The 16,670-nt window shown below is 71.3% G+C and carries 14 protein-coding genes; 8 read left to right on the forward strand and 6 right to left on the reverse strand.

Annotated elements, in window-relative coordinates; all coding sequences use genetic code 11:
* Positions 1-53: 53 nt before the first annotated feature.
* On the reverse strand, positions 54-2,438 hold the full coding sequence (locus ACZ5VD_RS26125; protein WP_468683491.1) for a polysaccharide lyase 8 family protein: 2,385 nt from the start codon (positions 2,436-2,438) through the stop codon (positions 54-56).
* 134 nt (positions 2,439-2,572) lie between these two features.
* On the opposite strand from ACZ5VD_RS26125, the gene ACZ5VD_RS26130 reads away from it, so the two are divergent.
* The gene (locus tag ACZ5VD_RS26130; RefSeq protein WP_468683492.1) at positions 2,573-3,175 is read left to right on the forward strand and encodes a YceI family protein; all 603 of its coding nucleotides are present in this window, start codon (positions 2,573-2,575) and stop codon (positions 3,173-3,175) included.
* A gap of 212 nt (positions 3,176-3,387) precedes the next feature.
* Here the strand turns inward: ACZ5VD_RS26130 and ACZ5VD_RS26135 are convergent, their stop codons facing one another.
* Positions 3,388-3,954, reverse strand: a complete 567-nt coding sequence (locus ACZ5VD_RS26135; protein WP_468683494.1) for a YdeI/OmpD-associated family protein — start codon at positions 3,952-3,954, stop codon at positions 3,388-3,390.
* Positions 3,955-4,031: 77 nt separating this feature from the next.
* Here ACZ5VD_RS26135 and ACZ5VD_RS26140 point away from each other — a divergent pair, with 77 nt between their 5' ends.
* The 4 genes from ACZ5VD_RS26140 (at position 4,032) to ACZ5VD_RS26155 (ending at position 6,782) form a co-directional block, all read left to right on the forward strand.
* Positions 4,032-4,286 (forward strand): hypothetical protein, encoded by a 255-nt coding sequence (locus tag ACZ5VD_RS26140; protein WP_468683495.1) that lies wholly within the window; start codon positions 4,032-4,034, stop codon positions 4,284-4,286.
* 119 nt (positions 4,287-4,405) lie between these two features.
* On the forward strand, positions 4,406-4,621 hold the full coding sequence (locus tag ACZ5VD_RS26145) for a hypothetical protein (RefSeq protein ID WP_468548652.1): 216 nt from the start codon (positions 4,406-4,408) through the stop codon (positions 4,619-4,621).
* A gap of 71 nt (positions 4,622-4,692) precedes the next feature.
* Positions 4,693-5,766, forward strand: coding sequence for a hypothetical protein (locus tag ACZ5VD_RS26150; RefSeq protein ID WP_468548653.1), 1,074 nt, complete (start codon positions 4,693-4,695; stop codon positions 5,764-5,766).
* Between the two features lie 233 nt (positions 5,767-5,999).
* On the forward strand, positions 6,000-6,782 hold the full coding sequence (locus tag ACZ5VD_RS26155) for a serine protease (protein WP_468548654.1): 783 nt from the start codon (positions 6,000-6,002) through the stop codon (positions 6,780-6,782).
* Between the two features lie 431 nt (positions 6,783-7,213).
* On the opposite strand, the gene ACZ5VD_RS26160 is transcribed toward ACZ5VD_RS26155, so the two are convergent.
* From ACZ5VD_RS26160 to ACZ5VD_RS26170, 3 genes are all read right to left on the reverse strand, one after another.
* Entirely contained in the window at positions 7,214-8,593 is a 1,380-nt protein-coding gene (locus ACZ5VD_RS26160; protein ID WP_468683496.1) for a hypothetical protein, read from the reverse strand.
* A gap of 61 nt (positions 8,594-8,654) precedes the next feature.
* Complete coding sequence (locus ACZ5VD_RS26165) at positions 8,655-11,690, reverse strand: glycoside hydrolase family 3 protein (RefSeq protein ID WP_468683498.1); 3,036 nt, start codon at positions 11,688-11,690, stop codon at positions 8,655-8,657.
* A 37-nt stretch (positions 11,691-11,727) separates the two neighbouring features.
* Positions 11,728-12,180 (reverse strand): ATP-binding protein, encoded by a 453-nt coding sequence (locus ACZ5VD_RS26170; RefSeq protein WP_468683499.1) that lies wholly within the window; start codon positions 12,178-12,180, stop codon positions 11,728-11,730.
* Between the two features lie 112 nt (positions 12,181-12,292).
* Between ACZ5VD_RS26170 and ACZ5VD_RS26175 the strand changes: the two genes are divergently transcribed.
* Genes ACZ5VD_RS26175 through ACZ5VD_RS26185 form a run of 3 tightly spaced genes read left to right on the forward strand, consistent with a single transcriptional unit; the run spans position 12,293 to position 14,728 of the window.
* On the forward strand, positions 12,293-13,114 hold the full coding sequence (locus tag ACZ5VD_RS26175) for a helix-turn-helix domain-containing protein (protein WP_468683500.1): 822 nt from the start codon (positions 12,293-12,295) through the stop codon (positions 13,112-13,114).
* Positions 13,111-13,365 (forward strand): DUF397 domain-containing protein, encoded by a 255-nt coding sequence (locus tag ACZ5VD_RS26180; RefSeq protein WP_468683501.1) that lies wholly within the window; start codon positions 13,111-13,113, stop codon positions 13,363-13,365. Before ACZ5VD_RS26175 ends, ACZ5VD_RS26180 begins: the two co-directional genes overlap by 4 nt.
* Positions 13,346-14,728, forward strand: a complete 1,383-nt coding sequence (locus ACZ5VD_RS26185; RefSeq protein WP_468683503.1) for an oxidoreductase — start codon at positions 13,346-13,348, stop codon at positions 14,726-14,728. Before ACZ5VD_RS26180 ends, ACZ5VD_RS26185 begins: the two co-directional genes overlap by 20 nt.
* 106 nt (positions 14,729-14,834) lie before the next feature.
* Here the strand turns inward: ACZ5VD_RS26185 and cimA are convergent, their stop codons facing one another.
* On the reverse strand, positions 14,835-16,439 hold the full coding sequence (cimA, locus tag ACZ5VD_RS26190; protein WP_468548661.1) for a citramalate synthase: 1,605 nt from the start codon (positions 16,437-16,439) through the stop codon (positions 14,835-14,837).
* Between the last annotated feature and the right edge of the window lie 231 nt (positions 16,440-16,670).

The raw sequence follows: 16,670 nt of genomic DNA on the forward strand, positions 1-16,670 counted from the left end.
TGCAGGCTTTCCGACTGCTCAAGGGGCGTCACCGTTGTAGGGGTCGAACAAACTCATCTCGTGAGAGCCACCTCACATTCGTGGGTGGCGCATGCCCTCCCCGGAGTGACGCGGAGGCGCAGTCGGCGGCCCGTGGCGAGCACCTCGACCGAGTCGTCCGCGCGGATCACGCCGCGCACCGGCCGGTCCCAGGTGATCTCCAGGGGCTCGCCGGTGCGGGGCGGCTCGCTCACGCAGAGGGTGGCGGTGCGGCCGTGGCGCCGGACCAGCACGCTCGCGCCGGCCGACGCCGTCAGTCCGCCGACCGTGCCGGCCTGCCAGAAGTTCACGGCCGTGAGGCCCAGGGACGGGACCCGGACGGCCTGGCGGACGCCGTCGTTGGCGAGAACCGACAGCCAGTGGCGGTCGGCGGCCCGGGCGGCGACGGTACGGCGGGAGGCTCCGGGCAGCAGGACGTAGACGTACGAGGCGTTGTCCGGGTCGGTGCCGTGGTCCAGCCAGAGGGTCTGCCAGCGGCGGGTGCGGCGCTCGGTCGTGCCGCCGGTGTTGATGTCGGACCAGGCGCCGGTGCGGTCCTCGCGGAGGGTGCGCAGGTCGCCGCCGGCCGGGAGGAGCCAGCCGCCGTGGTCCTCCAGGTGCGCCCAGCCCGCGCCCCGCACCAACGCCTGGGTGCCGCCCTCCCCCAGGTTGCGGTTGTCGACGACCGTCTCCACGGGGACGCCGTCGGCGCAGGTGATGTCCGCGCCCAGGCAGACGATCGCGTCGGCGAGGCAGAACCACGACTTGCGGGCCTCCAGGGTCGAGCCGAGCCCCTTGAGGTGCTGGCCGACCGCCGCGTACGTGCCGTCGGTCGTGCCGCCGACCCACCGCACGTCCGGCCGGGGCTCGCCCCACTCGCCGCCCGCGCGGTCCGGGAGGCGACGGGTGGAGACCGTCGTGCCGGGCAGCCGGTACCAGTCGACGCAGGGCCAGTACCAGTCGGTGTACTGATCGCTACGGCCCGCCGCCCACCAGGCGAGCGTCCCCGCACCCGTGTGCCAGCCGCGCGGGTTCTCGCCGTTGCCGCACTCGTAGTACGCGATGCGGTCGCTCGCCATGGCGATGCTCGCGGCGAAGGCGGGCCCTCGGTGCAGGGCGCGGTCCATGGCCGGGAAGAGGCGGTGGCCGACGGGTTCGGGGGTGGCCTCGGGCGCGGAGGCGGCCACGGCGTGCAGACGGGCGAGGTCGGCGACGTCGAACTGAGCGGCCGTCAGGATCGGTGCCACGGTGTCCCGTTCGATCCAGCCCTTGACCCGTCCGTACCAGCGCTCGCGCTCCGTTGCGCTCGCCCCCTCGGCGAGCAGTGCGATGGCGGCGATGACGCCCTGGCCGTGGAAGTGGTCGCTCCGCAGCACATGGCGATCGTCGCTCTTAAGGTAACCCCGGCTGATGGCACGGCCGTTCACGCAGTCCATCACCAACCCGTCGTGGATCAGGGGCGCGTAGGCGCGCTCGACGCTGTCCAGGACGATCTGCCGGCCGGGGTCGGTGACCTCCCACTCCGAGCCGGAGAGCAGCGCGAAGAGGCGGCCGAGGCCGTCGAGCATGACCTGCCCGTACGTCCCCGAGTAGGCGACCCGGGTGTGCTGCACGAACGAGCCGTCCGCGTAGAGGCCGTCCCCCGCGGTGACGTACGGGAAGACCGGCGAGAGGGCGTCCCGGGCGAGGGCGATCCGGGCGGGGGCCCGCCCCAGGATGCCGCGCAGGGCGACGGACCGGCACAGGTCGACGCGGTTGGCGCCGGTGGAGGTGCCGGAGTAGTCGGTGAGCATCGCGTCGGGGATGAAGTGGTCGACGGCGGCGCAGGCGGCTTCCCGCTGAGCGGCGGTGAGGTGGTCGTGGAGGGCGGCCGTGAGGTCCATCAGCAGGCGGGGGCTGCCGATCTGCCACTCCCACCAGTTGCCGTAGCGGGTGGTGGAGGGGTGGTAGACGGTGGCGGAGAGGTGGTCGAGGCCGCGGATCACGTCCGCGAGGAGGGCGGGGTCGGCGGTGGAGCCGGTGCCCTGCCGGACGTATGCCTGGGCCATGGTCCACAGCCGGCCGTAGCTCTGGGTGATGCCGGAGGGCGGGTCGTAGGGGCGGTCGGGCCAGAGGGAGCCGGCGGTGGGGGCCATGGTGGCGCGGAAGCCGCGGGCGAGGGCGCCGGTCTCGGCGAGGCGGGAGGCGTACGGCTCGGCGGCGGGGTCGTAGCCGGTACCGAGGGTGAGGTCGAGCCAGCGTCGGCGGAGGGTGTCGTAGGGGTCGGCGGGGTCGGCGGGGTCCCGTGCCGGGTCCTCGGCGGGGTCGGCGGCGGGGAGCGTGGGGGTCGCCGCGGCGGCCGTCGCCATCAGGGCGGCCGTGAGCAGGAGGGAGCGGCGGGTGGGTCTCAGCAGGGCGGCGGCTCGGCGCTGGGGATCCATGACCCTGTCGTCTATCACCTCGCGGTCGGCACGCCAACACTCCGCCGATGACGTTGAAGCGCGGCCGGAATAGGTCTACGGTCGTCCTTGTTGACCTCGTTGAACGTTCAACGAACTATCGTGAGGAGCACGTCATGGGCATCTTCGGCCACAAGGACAGCGACACCGCCACGGCGCCCGCCGCCGTGAACCCCGACCTCGCCGCGCTGACCGGCGACTACACCGTCGACCCGTCCCACAGCACGCTGGGCTTCGTCGCCCGGCACGCCATGGTCACCAACGTCAAGGGCAAGTTCCTCGACTTCAGCGGCGTGCTGCACCTCGACGGCGGCGACCCGTCCGCGTCCACGGCGTCCCTCGACGTCAAGATGGAGAGCATCGACACCGGCTCCCCGGACCGCGACGGTCACCTCAAGAGCGCGGACTTCTTCAAGACGGACGAGTTCCCGACCATGACGTTCCGCTCGACCTCGGCGGAGGCGCTGGGCGGCGACGACTACCGCATCACCGGCGACCTGAGCATCCTCGGCGTCACCAAGCCGCTCACCATCGACCTGGAGTTCAACGGCGCCGCGAAGGACCCCTTCGGCAACGAGCGCGTCGGCTTCGAGGGCAAGGCCGAGATCCTGCGCTCCGAGTGGGGCCTCACCTGGAACGCCGCGCTGGAGACGGGCGGCGTGCTGGTCTCCGACAAGATCAAGCTGAGCTTCGACATCTCGGCGATCAGGAACGCGTGAGCCCAGGGCGGCCTCGCCGGCCCTGACTCACCCGTGCACCGCGGACCCACCTCCGCACCGAGCGCGCCCTCTCTCCGCTTCCCCGTGCCGGAGAGCGGGCGCTCGGCATGTCCGCGCCGGGTGAGCCCCGGGTCGGTCCTGGCGTCGGTCTCGGCTCAGCCTCGACCCCGGCCCCGACTCAGGCTCCGACTCAGGTCCGGCTCAGCCCCGGCTCAGCCCCGGCTCAGTCTGCCGATGGCCGCCGCCAGTCGGACCTCGCGGTTCTCCGGCGTACGGGCGCGGAGGAGCGGGAGCATGGTGAGGTAGCGGTCCGTTCTGCCGAGGCTCTCGAAGGCCGCCCTGGCCCGGGGGGCGCGGGCGAGTGCGGCGGCGAGGTCGTCGGGGACGGCGGCGTCGCGCTGGGACTCGTAGGCGGCGTCCCAACGGCCGTCGGCCCGGGCCGACTCCACCTCGGCGAGCCCGGAGGGCCGCATCCGGCCCTCCGCCGACAGCTCCGCCACCCGCCGCACGTTGACCATCGACCAGAGGCTGCCCGCTCGGCGCGGGGTGATCCGCTGAAGGTAGTGGGTGACGTCGAGACTCCTGCGCTGCCCGGTGATCCAACCGTGGCACAGGGCCACGTCGTTGACGTCGGCGGCGGTGACGGAGGGCAGGCCCGAGGACTTCTTGGCGATCCTCACCCAGAGGCCGGAGTGGGGAGCGGGGTGCGCGGTGAGCCAGGCGTCGAGAGCGGGCACGGTCTCGAAGGCTCGGGGCTGCGGCTCTTCGGGGGCGGTCATGAGGACACCGTAGGCAGGAAGTAGGACGGAAACCGTCCTCGTTCGGCGTCGGCGTCGGGTCCACGCTGGTCTCCCAGGTGCTCTACGCGGCGCCCGGCGCTCCCACCCTGGTCGGCGGTTTCGTGACGGCCGCCTTCAACGTCGGTGCCGCGTACGGCCCTTGGCTCGGCGGTACGGCGATCGGCGCCGGATTCGGATACCGCTCGCCCCTGTGGGTCAGCGGGGGCCCGGTCGCCGTCGCCCTCGTGCCGGCCGCCCTCGTGGTGGGGGGCGGGGCGGAGGCCAAACGAGGTGCGGGACAGCGGCGTACGCCCGCATCATGGGGCGTATGACCGTCGCTTCCGGAACGCGCCCCGGGTGGATCACCGTCGCCTCGTACGAGAACGTCAAGGGGCGTCCGCTGCCCGCTGCCGCCGTCCGCGCCTGACTGCGAGAACGCGGGATCGACTGGATGCCGTTCGGGGTGGACGCGCTGCGGTTCGATCTCAGCTGCGGGCGGCGGGCCGACGGGCGGTGGCGGGGGTGGATCGAGGTCCAGGTGGAGGCCGGGGCGCTGCGGCGGCTCGGCCTCCACCCGGAGCAGGCGTCCTCGGTCGTCGACGGGCCCTCGCCGCCGGGGTGGTGGCATGCGGCCGGGGAGCGGTACGCCCTCGCACGTCAGGGGTGAACGACCCCTGCGTGTGAGGATCTTCGGGATCGGGCCCGGGGGCGAGCGCGTGCCGCTACCTTCCCGGAACCATGGAGCACGGAACATCCAGACCATCGAGCCCTGAACCGTCGGGCCTCGGTGTCCGCGAGCAACGACAGCGGGGCGCCGTGGGCTGTGGTGCCCGTGGCACCGGCTGCTTCTTACGTGTCGCCGGGTTCTTCGCGGCGATGGGCGGGGCCGGGCACCTGCGGGTTCCCGAGACGTACGACTACGCACAGCCGTGGCACGCGGTGTGGACCGGACTGGTGATGATCGCGGCGGGGATGGCCGCGGTCCTGCTGGGAGCGCGTCTGTCACGCCACGGCCGACGGCACACGGCCCGGGTGATCGGGCGGTCCGAGGAACTGCCCAGCCGGGCGTTCACCCTCTTCCTGCGCCCCTTCGAGATGGACCGGCCGCTGAACAAGGTGATGATGGCACCGAGGATCAGCCTTCGGGAGCGGGTCACCCACACGTCCGGCCGGACCTTCGAGGAGTCGCTGACCCGGATCTTCAAGCGCCGGTTCGGCCGGGTCGTGGCGGTCGGCCGGCCGGGCGAGTCCCTTCCGCTGCCCGGCGCCGACCGGTTCTATCTGCCGCTGGACGAGTGGCGGTCTCCCGTCGGCGACCTGATCGGCCGGGCCCGCCTCGTCATCCTCATCACCGGTACGGGGCCCGGCACACTGTGGGAACTGACCGAGGCGGTACGGCTGTTGCCGCCCGAGCGGCTGCTTCTGCTGGTCTACTCCGACGAGTTGGAGTACGAGCGGTTCCGTACGGCCGCTTCGCAGGTCTTCGAGGAGCGGGCGCGGGAACTCGCCGCGGCCGGGGAGGCCCCTGTGTCGGTACCGGCGTTTCCCGGCTACCCGCCCCGGCACAACCCCGGGACCGTCATCCGGTGGCAGGGCCTTCAGGGGCTCATCCACTTCGACGCGTCCTGGACGCCGGTGTTCACCCGCGCCGACCACACCGCCTTCTGGTCGCTCACCCTCTGGGGCCGCCAGGTCAAGGTGCACCGACGGCAGATCCTTCCCGTGCTCAAGCGCGTCGCGCAGGCCACGGCGGAGCCGGACGCGCGGCGGTACCGGTTCGGTGCGGGGGCGTCCCGTACGCCGGTGTCGTAGGGCCCGTCCGGGGGCGGACGTCCGTTGACGCGATGGCTGAAACCCACCCCTTGTGCGAGGGCTCACGGCATTCTCATAATCCAGCAGCAGATTTGACCTGCCCATGCCATCGCATGGGCAACTATTTGCTGCCTTGCATGGCATGGGCACGTCATTCTGTGTTGGTTTCGCCCGCACGTGTTGCACGGTCCTCAGGTCCGGCTCAGGTCCAACCCCCCACGGAAGGCATCACGTTGAAGAAACTCCTCACCGCCCTCAAGAGATGCGTGGCCGTCGGCGCCGCCGCCCTCGCCATCGCCAGCCTTCAGCCCGTCTCGGCGGCCAACGCCGCCCCCTCGCCCGTCGTCGGCGGAACCCGTGCCGCGCAGGGCGAGTTCCCGTTCATGGTCCGGCTCTCGATGGGCTGTGGCGGCGCGCTGTACACCCAGCAGATCGTGCTCACCGCCGCGCACTGTGTGGGCTCGACCGGCGCCAACACCAGCATCACCGCCACCGCCGGTGTCGTGGACCTGCAGTCCACCACCGGGCGGGTCCAGGTCCGCTCCACGTACGTGTACCGGGCCCCCGGCTACAACGGCACCGGCAAGGACTGGGCGCTCATCAAGCTCGCCTCGCCGATCAACCAGGCGACGCTGAAGATCGCCACGACGAATCAGTACAACTCAGGGACGTTCACGGTCGCCGGGTGGGGGTCGGCCAGTGAGGGCGGGGCTCAGCAGCGCTACATGCTGAAGGCGAGCGTGCCGTTCGTCAGTGACGCCACCTGCCGGTCCTACAGCGGGTACAGCGGGCTTGTCGCCGCCGAGGAGATCTGTGCCGGGTACGCCTCCGGCGGGGTCGACACCTGTCAGGGGGACTCCGGTGGGCCGATGTTCCGTCGGGACAGCGCCAATGCCTGGGTTCAGGTCGGGATCGTCAGCTGGGGCATAGGTTGTGCGCGGGCCAACGCGCCCGGTGTCTACTCCGAGGTGTCCACCTTCGCCTCCGCGATTGCGTCTGCCGCGTCGTCGCTCTGACGCGGGGGTTCTTTCCTGTACGAACGTTCGCGGGTCCGGTGCGAGGTGTGCCGGGCTCGCGTCCGTTTGGTTCTCGCCCCCGCCGCCCCTTCCCGTCCCGTCCCTGGGGGCTGCCGCCCCCAGACCCCTGCTTCGGCCCTGAAGGGGCCTCGTCCTCAAACGCCGGACGGGCTGGGAGCAGGTGCCGCCCCAGACTCCCGCTTCGGTCCCGAAAGGCCTCGTCCTCGGGCGCCGGACGGGCTGGGAGCGGGTGTCGGCCCAGGTCCCGCTTCGGTCCCGAAAAGACCTCGACCTCGAACACCGGACGAGCTGGGAGCGGGTGTCGGCCCCAGAGCCCCACCTCGGCGCCGAAAGGGCCTCGTCCTCAAACGTCGGACGGGCTGGACAGGGGCCGGTGCGGTTCGGTGAGGAGGGGAGCGGTCGGTCGGGGGTCAGAAGCCGCCGCCGAAGTCTCCTCCGCCTCCTCCTCCGAAGTCGCCTCCGCCGCCGTAGTCGCCGCCTCCGAAGCCGCCGCTGAAGTCGTCGGTCTGGAAGTCCGCGCCGGAGGTGTCGCCTCCCTCGTGGCCGGCGGTGCCGTAGTCGCCGGAGCCGTAGTCGGAGGCGTAGGACGGGGTGGCCATGAGGGTTCCCAGTGTGGTGCCGATGAGGAGGCCGGGGAGGAGGCCGCCGCCGAAGTAGCCGCCGGCCCAGGGGCCGTAGGCGGGGCCCGCCTCCCAGTAGGGGCGGCGGCCGTGTTCGGTGTCGACCTCGCGGATCACCGGGTCGCGGCCGTCGGAGAGGCGGGTGCGGTCGGCGGCGCAGACCGGGACCTCGCGCGGGGTGCCGCCCACCGGCGTCCAGGTCGCGTCGGCGACCGAGGGGCCGTGGCGGGGGTCGAAGAAGCAGGGCAGGCGGCGCTCCGGCAGCGGGGTGCCCGTGCGGCGGGCCGTCAGGAGGGCCAGGGAGAAGCGGCCGTCCTCCAGGGTCTGGGTGACGGTCCGGACGTCCTCCGGCTTCGCCGCCCCGGCCATGTCCGTCTTCGCCTTCTCGTAGGCGTCCAGCGCCCGTTCGTAGTCCTGCCGCATGGCGTCGTCCGCGCCGGGCTCCCCGGGGTGGAAGTCGAGGCGGTCCAGTTCCTCGCCGAAGGCGGTGATGTCCTCGTCGACCACGATCCGCAGCTTCTCCAGCGCGGCCCGCTGCTCCTGCGCGCGCCGCCGACGGTTGCGTCGGACGAGTGCGTACGCGCCACCGCCGCCGGCCACCAGCAACGCGCCGACCGTGATCAACGCGGCGGCCCCGGCTCCCCCGCCGCTGTCCGAGGAGCCCCAGGAGGCGGGTGCCGAGCCGCCCAGGTTGGTCAGGGCCCGGTCGGTGAAGTCCGTGAGCTGGGCCGAGGTGGTCTTCTCCGTCTTCACGCTGGTCACCAGGTTGCCCACGGCCGTGCGCGGCAGGACCGAGGCGTCGGCGCTGGCGTCGAAGGCCCCGCCCACCCGGATCGCGTAGAGACCCGTGATGCCGGTGGCGGTGCGCAGGTCGGTGAAGAGCCTCTCCTTCGGCTGGTCCGCGGGCAGGACCGCGATGAAGAGGGGTTTGTCCGCGTCCTTGATCTGCTGTGCCAGTGCGTCGGCCTCGGCCGAGGAGAGTTGGGCCGACGCCTCCGGGGCGACGTAGACCGGGTTCTCGCGGAGGGCCGCGGCGATCGTGGAGACGTCGGTGGCCGCGGCGGCGCGCGGGGCGCTCGCCGTCAGGACGGTCAGGGCCGTCAGGACGGCGAGCGCCAGTGCGCTCAGCACTCCGGCGAGGCTTCGGGTCGATGAAGCGACGACCTTCATCCTTCGAAGCTACCCGAAAGGGGAGGGAAAGGAGCTGTTGGGGTGGGCGGATCCCGGCCCCTCAGAGCGCCGCCCGATACGCCTCCGCCAGCTTCTCCACCGCCTTCCCGTACCTGCCGGTCAGGAGCAGGTGGTCGGCGTCCGCGAAGGGCTTCGCCACCCCGGCCGTGATGCCCTGGCCCACCTGCCGCTGGACGATCAGCCGGGCCTTGGTCACCAGCGCGCGGCCCGCCTCCTCGGCACCGGCCCGCTCGGCCGCCGAGGCCGCGGCACCGAGGGCCTTCAGGGTCGCCGTACCGCCCTCGGGTGCCCTGCTCAGGGTCGTCAGACCCCAGCCGTACGGGAACTGCGGGTCGTACGCCGCGTCGCCGACGTTGATCGGGAGCTGCGCCTGCGACTTCGGCCAGGTCACCGGGAGCTGCCCGGTGAAGGGGCGCCTGCCGTAGAGGACGTCGGCCACGCCGTCGCCCTCGGTGCCGGGCAGCCAGGAGGCGACCAGCGCGTCGATGTCGCCGAGCCGGTCCCCGATGAGCTGGGGGCGCCCGGAGACGGTCAGCACCGCGCACTTCATCGCCGCGCACACCTTGTCGACAGCCGCGCGGTCGGCGGCGGTGAGTTCCAGGTCGTGGCCGTTCCCCACGTCGCCGACGCCCTCGGCGTACGGGGTCTCGCCGACGACCACGACCCCCACGTCGTATCCGTCCGTCGGCGCCGAGGCGTCCTGGGAGTAGGTGAGGTCGCCTCCGGCCTTCTCCATGCCCTCCAGGATCGTCGTGCCCCGGGTGATGTCGCCGGACGCGCCCTGCCAGGTGACCGTCCAGCCGCCGGTCTGGTTGCCGATGTCGTCGGCGTTGGAGCCGGCGACGTAGACCTTCTGGTTCTTCTTCAGGGGCAGGACCGATCCGGAGTTCTTCAGCAGCACCTGCGACTCCGCGGCCGCCTGTCGGGCCACGGCCCGGTGGGCGGCGGAACCGATGCCGGACGCGCCGCTCGTGTCGGCGTACGGCTTCTCGAAGAGCCCCAGCCTGAACTTCTGGGTGAGGATGCGCGATACGGCGTCGTCGATCCGGCGTTCGCCGATCCGCCCGGCGTCCGCCTCCGCGACGAGGGTGGAGTGGAACTCCTTGAAGGCGTACGGGACCATGATCATGTCGAGGCCCGCGTTGACGGACGTACGGACGTCGGAGGCCCGGTCGCCGGGGATCTGGTCGATGCCGTCCCAGTCGCTGATCACGAAGCCGTCGAAGTCCATCCGGCCCTTCAGGACGCCGTTGATCATGTCGGCGCGGGCGTGCATCTTCACCGGGCCCTGCCCGTCGCCGGCGATGTCGAGGGAGGAGTAGGACGGCATGACCGTACCGACGCCTCGGTCGACGGCCGTCCGGTACGGGGCGAGGTGGACGGCCTCCAGCTGCTGCCGGGTGACCTTGGTGATGCCCTGGTCGATGGTGTAGGTGCCGGTCGTGGACGAGCCGTACTCGGTGCCGCCGTCGCCGACGAAGTGCTTGGCGGTGGCGAGGACCTTGTCGTCGTCCTTGAGGTCGCTGCCGTCCGGGGCTCCCTGGAGGCCCTGGATGACGGTCTCCAACCGCTCGACCAGCGCCGGGTCCTCGCCGAAGGACTCGTAGGAGCGGCCCCAGCGTTCGTCGCGGGTGACGCACAGGCAGGGGGCGAAGTCCCAGGGGATGCCGGTGGCGCGGACCTCGGCGGCGGTCACCGCACCTGTCTTCCGCGCCAGTTGGGGATTCCGGGAGGCGCCGATGCCGATGTTGTGCGGCAGGACCGTCGCGCCGACCAGGTTGTTGTGGCCGTGCACGGCGTCGACGCCGTAGATGAGGGGGATCTGGAACCGGGTCGCCTGCGCCCGGAGTTGGAACGCGTCGATCATCTTCGCCCAGGCACCGGGGGTGTTGGGCGTCGGGGTCGAGCCGCCTCCGGAGAGCAGCGAGCCGAGGTCGTAGGTGGCGATGTCGGCCCCGGTCCCGACGGCTCCGCGCTCGGCCTGGGTCATCTGGCCGGCCTTCTCCGCGAGGCTCATCCGGGAGAGCAGGTCGGCGACACGCTTCTTCACCGGCAACTTGGCGTTCAGATACGGCAGTCCGTGCGCGTCGACCACGATCTGCGGGGTCTCGGACGGGGGCTTGGCGCCGGTGACGGTCAGCTTCAGCGGGACCGTCTCGGCGGACTCGGCCCGCTTGTCCCTGAGGGTGGGGACCTTGAGGGTGCGGGTCGTGCCGGAGGGGGTGCCCGCGGGGAAGGTGACGCTGCCGGCGACCGGGGTGTAGTCCTTGCCGGGGTCGGCGGTGCCGGTCGGGGCCGTCTCGTAGGCGACGGTGACGGGGTCGTCGAGGGGGGCGGCGCCGGTGGTGGCGACGGTGACCCTGACGGCGGCGGTCTTCCCTTCCGTCACCGGGTACACGGCCGCGTCGGTGGTGACCGACGCGCGCAGCGACTGGTCGGCCCTGCCGTACAGCTCGACGCCGTCCATGGCGAAGTCGCCCTTGACGCCCACGGGGAGGGTGAGGGCGTATCCCCAGGTCTCGGTCAGGCCGAGGATCTGGTCGATGCCGCCGACCGGCTGGTAGTCGGTTCGGTAGGTGAAGTCGGTGAAGGGGATCTCGATCTGTTTCCAGCCGCTGAAGTCGTCCGTGAAAGACGTCGTCCAGAGCTCGGAGGCCTCTCCGTTCGCGCCGCCGTCCTTGAGCTCGAAGGCGATCTTCTTGCCGTTGTTCCGGCCGTCCCACCAGAAGCGGACGCCCCGGTGGGCGGACCAGTCGTGGGCGGGTTCGGCGAACGCGAAGTCGTGGGTGAAGCCGCCGTATCCGCTGATGTCGTAGCTGCCGGTGAGGATCTTGTCGCCCTCGGGGGCGTCGTCCCTTGCGGTGAGCTGGAGCGCGGGCGGGTCGTCGGCGTCGCCGCCCCAGGTGAAGATGCCCTCGGCGGGCGGGCTCGCGAAGGGGACCTCGCCCTCGAAGCGGTCGACGGGGACCGGGGCGGGGTCGTCGGCCGCCTGCGCGGACAGGGCCGGGATCAGGGCCGCCAGCAGTGCGGCGGAGGCGAGCAGGGCGGTTCTTCGTGCGGAACGCGTGGGACGCATGGAGCTTCCCCCTTGGCTCTCGTAGGCCACTCATGACTTACCTCACGGCGTGAGTGAACTGGTGACCCACCGCCCCGTCAAGGCACTCGACAACTCTGAACTCGCACCAGACGACTTTGCCCGGATCCCGTTCCCCCACGCCCCACTTGTCGGCCAGCGCGGCCACGAGCAGCAGGCCGCGGCCGTGTTCCGGCTCCGGGCCGGCATCCCGGGTACGGACGTCGCCGGGGCCGCTGTCGTGGACCTCGACGCGGAGCACCCCGTCGGTGGTGAGGATGAGACCGAGGCGGAAGCAGCGGTTCGGCGGGACGCCGTGCAGGAGGGCGTTGGTGGCGAGTTCGCTCACACAGAGCAGTACGTCGTCACCCCGCTCGATCACCCCCCAGTCGGCGAGGGTGACGCGGGTGAGGTCCCGGGCGATCCCCACCGACCTGCGGTCGCGGGGGTAGAGGGCGGTGCGGGCTCGGAGGAGTTGGGGTGGGGCGTTCATGGGGCGACTGTCACAGGGAGTCACTAGTGTGGGGCAGTGGGTGAGGTCGTAGTTCTGATTGCTACGGGTTCACTACGAGCGGTTGGGGTGCGGACGGGGGAAAGGGACAGCCATGCACACGGCCAGGAAGCCCAGGAAGGTCAGTTCGTGGCGTGCGGTCGGGGCGCTGCTGGCGCACTGCCGGAAGCGGGCCCGGCTCACTCAGGAACAACTCGCCGAGCTGGCGAACCTCAGCGTGGACACGGTGGGCTCGATCGAGCAGGGACGGATGGCTCTTCAGCCGGACCGGGCGGAGCAGTTCGACGAACTGCTGGGTACGGGTGGGGTGTTGGCCGTACTGGTGGCCGAGATGCCGGTTCGGGAGAAGGTGGTGCAGTTCGCGCAGTCATTGGTGGATCATGAGCAGGAGGCGATGAGTCTCCTGTCGTACGAGACTCAAGTGCTGCCAGGGCTGCTTCAGACGCGGGACTACTGTCGCGCGGTGGTCGGCTATCGGTACCCCGCGCTCGGTAGCGAGACCACCGAGCAGTGGGTGGAGTCGCGCATGGAGCGGCAGTTGGTCTGGCAGCGGGAGCGACCACCCGTCGGTCACTTCGTCATCGAGGAGAGCGTCCTACGACGTCAGGTCGGCGGTCCGCAGATGATGCAGGACCAGTTCCGCCAGATCCTGGAGTACACCGAGCCGATTCACATGAGTTTCCAGATCATGCCCGAGGACCGAACTCCGCACGCCTGCCTCGACGGCCCCATGGTGCTGCTGGAAACACCCCAGTTCGAGCGCCTGGTCTATCTGGAAGTACAGCGCGCCAGCTTCCTCGTTGAGGATCCCGACGAGGTCAGCGACTATCACCACAAGTATGGAATGCTGCGGTCCCAGGCCCTCTCACCCGATGAGAGCGTGCGCTACTTGCACGGATTGCTAGGAGACCGATGAGCACCCCACTGCAGTGGTTCAAGTCCAGCTACAGCGGCAGCGAGGGCGGCAACTGCATCGAGGTCGCCACCAACTGGCGCAAGTCCAGTTACAGCAGCAACGAGGGCGGCAACTGCGTCGAGGTCGCCAGCCAGCCCTCCACCATCCACGTCCGTGACTCCAAGAACGACCCCGCCGTCGGGGCCGTCCTCACCGTCTCCCCCGCCACCTGGACCGCCTTCGTGGACGCCTGTGCCGCCGGTCGTTCCTGAGCCGAGCGTCGACGCCGACGGCGTCAGACGGGAGATCCTCGACGGGGACGCGGGCGGGCGGCCGTATCTGCTGCGCGACACCCACGTCACGGGGGCGCTGTCGCTCGACGGGGCCGAGATACGGCGTGCCGTGCGGTTCGAGGGGTGCTGGTTCGACGCGGCGGTGACGCTCGAAGGTGCGAGCACCCTCGCCTTCGAGTTGGTGGCGTGTGTGCTGCCGGGGTTGCGTGCCTCGACCGCTCGAATCGGCGGGCGACTTGATCTCCGTCGGTCGACGATCGGTGAGCCCGACGGGGCGGACAGTGCCGTGGATCTGGTGCACACGGACATCGCGGGCGGGCTGCGGCTCGACGGGGCGCGTCTGATCGCGCCGGGGCGGGCGGCCGTCGAGGGTGGCGGGCTGGTGATGCGGGGCGGGGTGTTCTGTGAGGACGGGTTCGTCGCGGAGGGCGAAGTCGGTTTCCCCGGGGCCGAGTTGCCGGGTGGGCTGTGGATGCGCGGGGCGCGGATCACGGTCGGGGAAGCGGATCGGTTCGCGTTCCACGGGGACGGCCTGAAGGCGTCGACGGTACGGCTGTCGGAAGGGTTCAGGGCGGACGGCAGAGTGCGGCTGCGCGGGGCACGGGTAGAGGACCTGCTGACCTTCCACGAAGCCGAACTCCTGGCGCCCGGCTCGTCGTTGATGTGCGTGGGGATGCGGGCCGAGGCGCTCGACCTGCGGTTCGCGCGCAGACCGGCGGGCGGCGTGAATCTGCGCAACGCGCACGCGACGCGTATCCAGGACCATCCGTCGACCTGGCCGGCGTCCCTGGGGCTCGACGGACTGACGTACGACTGGCTCGGCGACACCGTCGGCACGCGCCGCGAGGACGTCGCGAACCGGCTTGCCTGGCTGCGGCAGATGCCGGTCTACGCACCGCAGCCGTACGAGCAACTCGCCTCGCACTACCGCCGGTCCGGGCACGAGGACGAGGCGCGGCGCGTCCTGCTCGTACGGGAGCGGTGCCGCCGGGCGACGCTGGGCCCCGCCGGGCGGGCGTGGGGCTGGCTCCTCGACGGTGCGGTCGGGTACGGCTACCGGCCGTGGCTCGCCGGGATCTGGCTGACGCTGCTCACGCTGCTCGGCTCGCTCGTCTTCGATGCGTACGTGCCCGTCCCGAACAAGCCGGGCGAGGGCGCACCCTTCAACCCGGTCGTGTACACCCTCGATCTGCTCGTCCCGATCGGTGGATTCGGGCAGCGGGCCGCCTGGCACTGGGCCGAGACGGGCCCGCAGTCGTTCGCGTACGGGCTGATCGGCGTGGGATGGATCCTGACGACGGCGGTGGTGGCGGGCGTGACGCGGACACTCAGCCGGAACTGACGTAACGGAGAACTGACGTAGCGGGAACTGCGCTTCCGCGAAGCGCAGTTCCCCGGACGAGGCCGGACCCGCCGAGGCCGAAGCCGGACGTCCCCGCCCGCCGATGTCACTCCGCCGGCTCGACCCCCGCCCGCAACAGCCCGTACGTGTAGGCGTCCTCCAGTGCCTGCCAGGACGCCGCGATGACGTTCTCCGCGACGCCGACCGTCGACCACTCGCCCGTGCCGTCGGAGGTGGAGATCAGGACGCGGGTGGTGGACTGGGTGCCGTGGACGCCTTCGAGGATGCGGACCTTGTAGTCGACGAGGTCGAGCTTGGCGAGCTGCGGGTAGATCTTTTCGAGGGCCACGCGCAGGGAGCGGTCCAGGGCGTTGACCGGCCCGTTGCCCTCGGCCGTGGCGACGATGCGCTCGCCCTTGGCGAAGAGCTTGACCGTGGCCTCGTTGGCGTGGGTGCCGTCGGGGCGGTCCTCGACGATCGCGCGCCAGGACTCGACGCCGAAGTACTTGAGGGGCTTGCCCTCGACCTCGGCGCGGAGCAGGAGTTCGAAGGACGCGTCGGCCGCCTCGTAGGTGTAGCCCTGGAGTTCGCGTTCCTTGACCCGCCCGACCACCCGGCCGACGAGTTCGCGGTCGCCGCCGAGGTCGATGCCGAGTTCCTTGCCCTTGAGCTCGATCGACGCGCGGCCGGCCATGTCGGAGACCAGCATCCGCATGGTGTTGCCGACCTGCTCGGGGTCGATGTGCTGGTAGAGGTCCGGGTCGACCTTGATCGCGGAGGCGTGCAGGCCGGCCTTGTGGGCGAAGGCGGAGACGCCGACGTAGGGCTGGTGGGTGGAGGGGGTGAGGTTGACGACCTCGGCGATGGCGTGCGAGATACGGGTCATCTCGCGCAGCTTGCCCTCGGGGAGGACCTTCTTGCCGTACTTGAGTTCCAGGGCCGCGACGACCGGGAACAGGTTGGCGTTGCCGACCCGCTCGCCGTAGCCGTTCGCCGTGCACTGGACGTGGGTGGCGCCCGCGTCCACCGCGGCGAGGGTGTTGGCGACCGCGCAGCCGGTGTCGTCCTGGGTGTGGATGCCGAGGCGGGCGCCGGTGTCGGCGAGGACGGTGGCGACGACCGCCTGGATCTGCGCGGGGAGCATGCCGCCGTTGGTGTCGCAGAGGATGACGACGTCGGCGCCGGCCTCGGAGGCCGTCCGGACGACCGCCTTCGCGTACTCGGGGTTGGCGCGGTAGCCGTCGAAGAAGTGCTCGCAGTCGACGAAGACGCGACGGCCCTCGCCCGTCAGGAACGACACCGTGTCGCGGACCATCTCCAGGTTCTCGTCCGGCGTGGTGCGCAGGGCGAGTTCCACATGCCGGTCGTGGGACTTGGCGACCAGGGTGATCACCTCGGCGCCCGAGTTCAGCAGCGCCCTGACCTGGGGGTCCTCGGCGGCCTTGGCGCCGGCCCGGCGGGTGGCTCCGAAGGCGACCAGCTGGGCGTGCTTGAAGTCGATCTCCTGCCGGGCGCGGGCGAAGAACTCGGTGTCCCTCGGGTTGGCGCCGGGCCAGCCGCCCTCGATGAAGCCCACGCCGAAGTCGTCCAGGTGCCGTGCGATGGCCAGCTTGTCCGCGACGGTGAGGTTGATGCCCTCGCGCTGGGCGCCGTCGCGCAGGGTGGTGTCGAAGACGTGGAACTGATCGTCGAGCTCGCTGGTTTCGGTCATGGTCTCAAGGCTCCTGAGGATTGGATCTCGGTCTGTACCGGAATGACCGGCTCCACCGCCCCACATGGTCCCTCGCGCTCTCGTTTCCGGCTGTGGATGGGCCAGAAAAGCGAAAAACCTCTCGCGGGTGCGAGAGGTCTGCGCGCGGGTCGAGGCGACGGTGTCCGCCCGTACCTGGTCGTACGTGGCGGTCACTGCGGACCGGCGCGCCTGCTGCCAATAATCGTGGCG

The organism is Streptomyces sp. NPDC032822 (assembly GCF_055578825.1).